The organism is Oceanobacillus aidingensis, from assembly GCF_042654105.1.
GTDB lineage: Bacteria > Bacillota > Bacilli > Bacillales > Amphibacillaceae > Oceanobacillus > Oceanobacillus oncorhynchi.
The window spans coordinates 1-6,689 of sequence record NZ_JBHSFT010000035.1; the positions used below are offsets into that span (position 1 = coordinate 1).

The 6,689-nt window shown below is 30.8% G+C and carries 4 protein-coding genes and 1 pseudogene; all 5 read left to right on the forward strand.

The genetic code is table 11. The features are described 5' to 3' along the window. Positions 1–111: 111 nt before the first annotated feature. A pseudogene (locus ACFO3P_RS14590) lies at positions 112–972 on the forward strand (AAA family ATPase); the annotation flags it as partial. A 292-nt stretch (positions 973–1,264) separates the two neighbouring features. Then, entirely contained in the window at positions 1,265–1,465 is a 201-nt protein-coding gene (locus ACFO3P_RS14595; RefSeq protein ID WP_289585186.1) for a hypothetical protein, read from the forward strand. Between the two features lie 29 nt (positions 1,466–1,494). After that, on the forward strand, positions 1,495–2,235 hold the full coding sequence (locus ACFO3P_RS14600; protein WP_289585195.1) for a DNA cytosine methyltransferase: 741 nt from the start codon (positions 1,495–1,497) through the stop codon (positions 2,233–2,235). Positions 2,236–2,589: 354 nt separating this feature from the next. Next, positions 2,590–3,714, forward strand: a complete 1,125-nt coding sequence (locus ACFO3P_RS14605) for a hypothetical protein (protein ID WP_289585187.1) — start codon at positions 2,590–2,592, stop codon at positions 3,712–3,714. Between the two features lie 174 nt (positions 3,715–3,888). Next, the gene (locus tag ACFO3P_RS14610) at positions 3,889–6,621 is read left to right on the forward strand and encodes a hypothetical protein (RefSeq protein ID WP_379542478.1); all 2,733 of its coding nucleotides are present in this window, start codon (positions 3,889–3,891) and stop codon (positions 6,619–6,621) included. The last annotated feature ends 68 nt before the right edge of the window (positions 6,622–6,689 follow it).

The window sequence follows — 6,689 nt, forward strand, 5'->3', positions numbered from 1 at the left end:
ATGATGATGATAGTTACCGAATGAAACACCGTTCTTCCATTTTTATGGAATAAAGTGTCCAAATTTAATTAGCAAAAAGTGTTCATTTCTACTTGACGCTCACAGAAGCTTCGAGAAGATATTTCGAAACTCTTACAACAAACAAAAAACACTAGAAAGCTCGCGGAAAATATTAATAAAAAATTAAAAACATCAGTTACCTTTGAATTATTTCGTAAAGAAGAAAATGAACAAGAATTTTATGAAGTAAAAGGAACTAACGGAGAAATTCGTACTATAAAAGAATTATCAACGGGGGAGAAAAATATTATTGCATTCCTATATTTTATTGAAAAATTAAATGAAATAGATGAATCCTCTGAAAAAGAAAATCGAATAATTGTCTTTGATGATCCTATGAATTCAAATGACGATACTATGCAATATCTCATTGTTGACGAGTTGCATCTTCTCATGAAAAACTGCCAAAAGAGGAATAGTGCAGACAAATTCATATTATTAACTCATAATGTATTCTTTTATCTAAACTGTTCTCTTGAAGCCAAAAATGGAAGGAATGGAAAAAATCCTTTTGAAGAAAATAATTTTTACAGACTTTTATCTGATAATAAACAATCACAGATTATTAAAATAATGAATAATAACCAAGATTTTAAAACAAACTATGAAGCAATGTGGCATGAACTTGTTTTTTTATTTAATGAAGATAAAACTGAGATGATGCTTAATCCGATTAGAAGAATTATTGAAACTTATACTATTTTTAATGGAATAGAAGGTTTTTATAAAGATAATAAGGATGCTAAAAATTTATTTAACACAAACTCACATTACTTCCCAGACTTAGAAGCTGATTTGAATGGAAAGACTAGAGAAGAAATTAGAAATATAATGAAACAATGTTTTAAATCAAATAATGCTGAAAACCACTTTAATAAACATTGGAAAAATGCTAAAAACTCAATAAAGTAAAATATAAACAAGCTTCATTTTAAATTAGAGTCATAATATAAAAATAATTAAAGTTGCAAATTTAATACAATGAATGTGGGTCACAGTTAGTTTTACTACTGTACGTATATCTTTACAAAAGAAGTTTTAATCGAAGCGTGTCTTTTGTAGTGAAAAATTCAAATCTTAAATAGTGATTTGAAAATGAATTTTCCTTTTTGCACTTTTTTAATTCAATAAGCATAATTAACGTCATTTGGATGGTGTTCTCCTACAGATGGCGTTTTTTTGTTATTAAATTGGAGGTAAAATATTGAAAGACGCCATGATTAAAAAGGATTATAATACAAATTTAACAATTGGAAGTCTCTTTAGATGGTATAGGGGTCTCCCTCTCGCAGCTTCCAGTTATGGAATCACACCAACATGGGCAAGTGAAGTTGAAACAGCACCTATCTCCATTACCAAACGGCATTTCCCTAATATGTTTCATCTCAGTGACATTACAAAATAAATGGTGGGAAAATTCCTTCTGTCCATGTTATTACGTTCGGTTCCCCTTGTCAGAGCTTATCCAATATCGGAAAACGTGAAGGTCTCGCAGGAAAACAATCCAGTTTATTTTACCATGCCCTACGAATTATTGAAGAAATGAGGTGCGCAACCAATGGATTATATCCAGTTATCGCTGTTTTGGAAAACGTCATGGGAGCTTTTTCATCAAATAACCGGATGGATTTTAAAGCCGTGCTGGAATCTTTCACAAATACCGAAATTCCAATGCCTGCTTCTGGAACATGGTCAAACGCCGGAATGGTGCGAGGGAATGACATTGATGTGTGCTGGCGATTGTTGGACGCCCAATATTTGGGAAAGACCACTCTCACTCAAAGAAGAAGACGTATCTTCCTCGTGGCAGATTTTAGAGGAACACGTGCCAAAGAAATACTATTTAAAGCCCGCAATTTGCAATCGGTTTTTACGTCTTGCGGAAAGAGCGGGTTGGCCTCCCCCATTACCAGTAGAACACTTACTCGAAAAGCAAGGAGGAAAATACCTATCGTCCGACCCTTTCAAGAAAGAAGAATGCGAAGTACTGCCAAAGAAAAAAATGAAAAAGGATTCCAAGGAAGCTTTGGAAAAGCCAACGATCCCTTCCCCACTTTGTTAGCGGGATCAGTCAATAACTTTTCTTTCTGGTACGAAGGGAAAGAAAAAGAAGGCTATATCCGACAACTCACTCCACTAGAATGCGAACGTTTAATGGGTTTACCAGAGGGTTAGACAGCTGTAGGGTATAAATAAAGATGAAACGATTAGTGATTATACTAGATATAAAGCAATTGGAAATGCGATTGCCCTACCGTGTGTTGAATATATTATGGCTCGTATTGCAGAAGTTTTATAGATAAACAAGCTAATGTGTGACAATGATGTCAGTTTTTTTATATTTGGAGACAAATCAAGTTGTCTAAAATACCAACAGATTATCGCAGCATCAGTTACAGATGGTTTAAGTGGAAAGATTAACATAAAAATTTCTGATGAAAATGCAGCTAGATGGAAGGGTAATTAACATATAAAACGAAAGACATAATAAACAATGATACAATGTATTGAAGAATGGGGGTTACTATGATGAACCTATTAGATATTTCTAGAAGACAACTTTTATATGAATTATATGAATCTAAGAAAATGATATATAGAATTCTCAATTTACCAGCGGAAGCGCAAAGTTTAGTTTCAATGTCTATCTCCCCTTTTCTATCGCTATTGTGTGATGGAATTGATAATTTGTTTAGTGAAGAGAATTCCAAGCTTTCAGAAAGCTTAGGGCTAATTGATGAAGTAAGTTTTACTAAATTGATGTCTCGGAATAGAGCAAGCATTAAACTGTTAACAGATAAAAAAATTTCAAATGCTATTAAGATAATTGATAAACAACTCTTAAGTTTTAATAATGCGCTAACGAAGGACTATAATATATTACAAAAATGCTATGTATCAATATTCGGTCAACCAGGTTTGGGTGTTTATTTTTATAAGGGTGCTGCTTTTGCAAATACAAGTCAATTATCAATTTATCAAGATATGTTTAGAAAAATGACTAATAATGATATTACTGATAGTAGATTAGGTCCGATTATTAGGAATTTTAGTGAAATTCAATCTTCTTACATTAACTCTTTTGCTTCTCAAATAGAGGGAAACTTAATGCCAAAAATTGAGTCTAAAAAATGTAAGGTGAATATTATTGATAGTAATTTTTTAGAAAAAGATTTTATTTTTTCAAATGAAGCAAAAAGAAATGTTTTTATGAGTTCTGACGATAAGAATTCTACATTATATCTTTTTAATTTAAAGTGCCAACTATCTTTTTCGTTAAATATAATACCTCTAATTATTGAGAAGAATCACGCTTTAAGATTTAGAATAGAAATGATTGTATATTATCAATCTGTAAAAACAATAGAATTTCTTATCAAAAATAATAAGTTTCCGTTGAATAATACAAATAAAGAAATCATAGACAATGTGCTTATAGATTTCAATAGTATTTTTCTGAATAATAATTTAAGAAGCAATATATATCACTATAGGTTTTCCGAAGATAATGCTCAGATGGAAATGACAAATGATTTTTTTATTAGTATGGTAGAATTTCAAACTCAGCAAAATTTTAACGATATATTCAATATTATAGAAAATGATATGGAGAAATTGATTGAAGTATTAGATGAAATAACCAGCTTAATTTAGCCGTTCAGTATCAAAAATGGGCTAAGGTAAAAAGGTTGACGAATAGAAACTGTAGTTAAGTTAAAAATGTCGATTAATAAGATATCAAACGCTTTTAGAAAAAGCCGATGATTAAGTTTCAAGTAACGCTAAATCTAATTGACTGCAAAAAAAATAGACTGAGAGAAGGGGATTATGCTGGACGATAAGAAAGAGGGTGCATTTGAATTAATTAGAGATAACAGGGAACTTGATTTAGATAGTGAAATTTTTAGTTCTCTTTTTGAAAGGCCATTGTCTAATCCTTTATCAGAAATTAGAGAACTAGATAATATTAAAATTCAGGAAATAGTAAAAAAGCTAGATAAGTATGATAAAAGAGAATTGTTACAAAGACTTTCCGCACTAAGGCTTCCATTTGAAAATAGAGATAAAGCCGTACTAATAGATGCAATAACCACTGCTACTCTGAACTGGTTGTCAAAAAATGCCTGGAATTTTGAAGGCATCTCAATGAGTTATGGTAAGTTTAAAAAGGTAATTCAATCGGTCAATCAGTTAAAATCTAAAATGGCTATTGATCCACTGGATAATCCCTATATAGATGATATTCAATTTTATGGGAATCATAAAGTAATGCCTGGGATAAATTTGACAAGCTCATATAATTTGAAAATGGTAATTCAGTCTATATTTCTTTCAAGTCAGGTAGAAATATCTGAAGAAGAAAATAAATATATTTCTGTTTTATTGAATGATAACCTTATTGTTTCTACTAATGTTTGTGAAAAATGTCAAACTCCAAAAAAGTTGTTATCCATTAACAGAGAAATATTTATTCCTGATAAAGCCAAGCTCGATAGCTATATAGGATTTGTCAATTTAGATAAAACTTTGAATGGGGTAAGTGAAATATCGATAAAGAAAGAGGACATTGATTTAGATAAGCAAAAACCATTTTCTCAGGATCAACATCTTTTTTTAACACATCCATATTTGGATACGGGGAAAGGTATACTCATATTAGACGTAACATCTATTGCAAACGCATTATACAATAAAGTTGTGTCTTTAATGCCAGAAGAATATGTTTTTGAAGAGATTTGGAATGATGTCAGAAAGTCCTTCAAAGGTCTGAATCATGAAAAAATTGCTGATGGTAGTTTTGATATAGAGTTATTGAATGAGAGAAGCTATAAAGAGACAATTTTCAATGTTACCAATGATAAATTACTCATAGCTTTTGGCATTTTTAGCGGTGTAAACGAAAATATGAATCATTCAGAAAGAATAGCAAGTAGATTAGAATTAATAGTAAAAAAATTAAACAATCGTGATGTGAGAAATGATCAATTATTTATAGTTATAGTGGCTCATACTATAGGGGGAAGTGTATCTGCTTCAATAAAACGAAATAGTCTATATGAAAACATTCCAACTGCTCGATTTACAGCAATGGAGCTTAGAGCAATCTCACAAGTAGAAACCGATGATATATTTTTACCTAGATTTATGAGAGCTAAGATGCAACTACTCGAACCAAAATTGATAGGGACATTTGGTGACGGGGATTTTATACCTGCCATTATATTTTCTGAGAATGATTTATCATTTTATGTAGATGATAATATAGATTACAGAGAAATGAACCTTCACATGGGGATAGAAGAAACCGCAGATTACTATTTAAAAGCTCAGCAAAAATCTAGTGAACGATTGTTTTATTCTATGTTTGATGGAAATTGGCATACTTCTAGAAAAGAAGAGTTTAGTAACAGATATTTAACTAATCATTCATCCGGTCAAAGGTTTAGATGTTTTATTAAAACAAAAAATGAAAAAGTTATAGAAATCATTACTGAAACATTTGATATTCGTGAAGAAATTGACATATTATTTAACAGTTTTGATTTGGTTTCATACTGGTTGGAACAATACTATTCAATAAATGAACTTACTAGTAATTATGTGATTTATTTGCGCATAGAGGAAGATTTGGAAAAATATTATCTAACGAACGAAGTTAATAATGAAGCACCTGTAATAAGTGTAAGCAAAACAGAAAATCTTATTATATGGGAAATCACTTCACAAGTTTATCAAAAAATGGGATTGGCAAAAACAAATAGTTATGAACGAAAGCTCATTAGTAAACTTGTTGGCACTTTGGAAACTGTCAACTTAGAAGTTTTCGATCAAATATTTTATCCAGATTACAAGAAAAAAATGATGGGGTTACTTCTTGATGATAATGGAAAACTTAAAGTTCCTACTCAAGGATTTCAACTTTTAAAAATTAGTGAATATGAGACTAATCAATTGTTGGATGAGTTAGGAGAATACTTAAAAAAACAAGGATATATATATGGTGCCATTTCCAAGAAAGACAATCCTCAATTTTGTAATAAAATAGTTGGTTTTTTATATTCTATCTTAGAAAAAGAAGCAAGTGTATTCAATAAAAAGCAATTGTTGAAATTTTTGATAGCTCAAATTGAAACACTCCTTCCCGAACAATTAGGAAGAGAATCATCCTACAATAATAATATAGCTCTTTCCGCTCAAGAAAAAGATCTATTTTTCAAGCAATTAAATGATGATAATAGAAATTCAATAGCAACAAAATTTTTGTTAGAATACGTGATTGCGTCACCAATTAATGGAGAGCAAAATATAGGCATGTGGGAAATTGAGCGACTTTTAGCAATATGTTCATTAATAATTGAATGGGCACATCGAAGTGACTATATTAAATATAATTTTGTAGATACTACAATAGATTTTTTAAAGTCAAATAGGATTGGGCTTAAAGAGAAGGACTTTAGAAGTGTAAATTCGGCAATGTTAGCTTCTAGAAATCTTCAGTTGGCGAACTCTAATCTACCTATTTCTAAAGTGGACCCCATTGTCAAGACACCAATTTTATAAAAATTAGGTGGGTCCATTATTTTATCCTTATCCCATCTTACTGACCAGGCTCTGGCTCAGGAAAGATA

Excerpts from the sequence above, each read along its gene's own strand:
- ACFO3P_RS14605 (WP_289585187.1), top strand. The coding sequence starts at position 2,590 with ATGAACCTATTAGATATTTCTAGAAGACAACTTTTATATGAATTATAT.
- ACFO3P_RS14610 (WP_379542478.1), top strand. The coding sequence starts at position 3,889 with ATGCTGGACGATAAGAAAGAGGGTGCATTTGAATTAATTAGAGATAAC.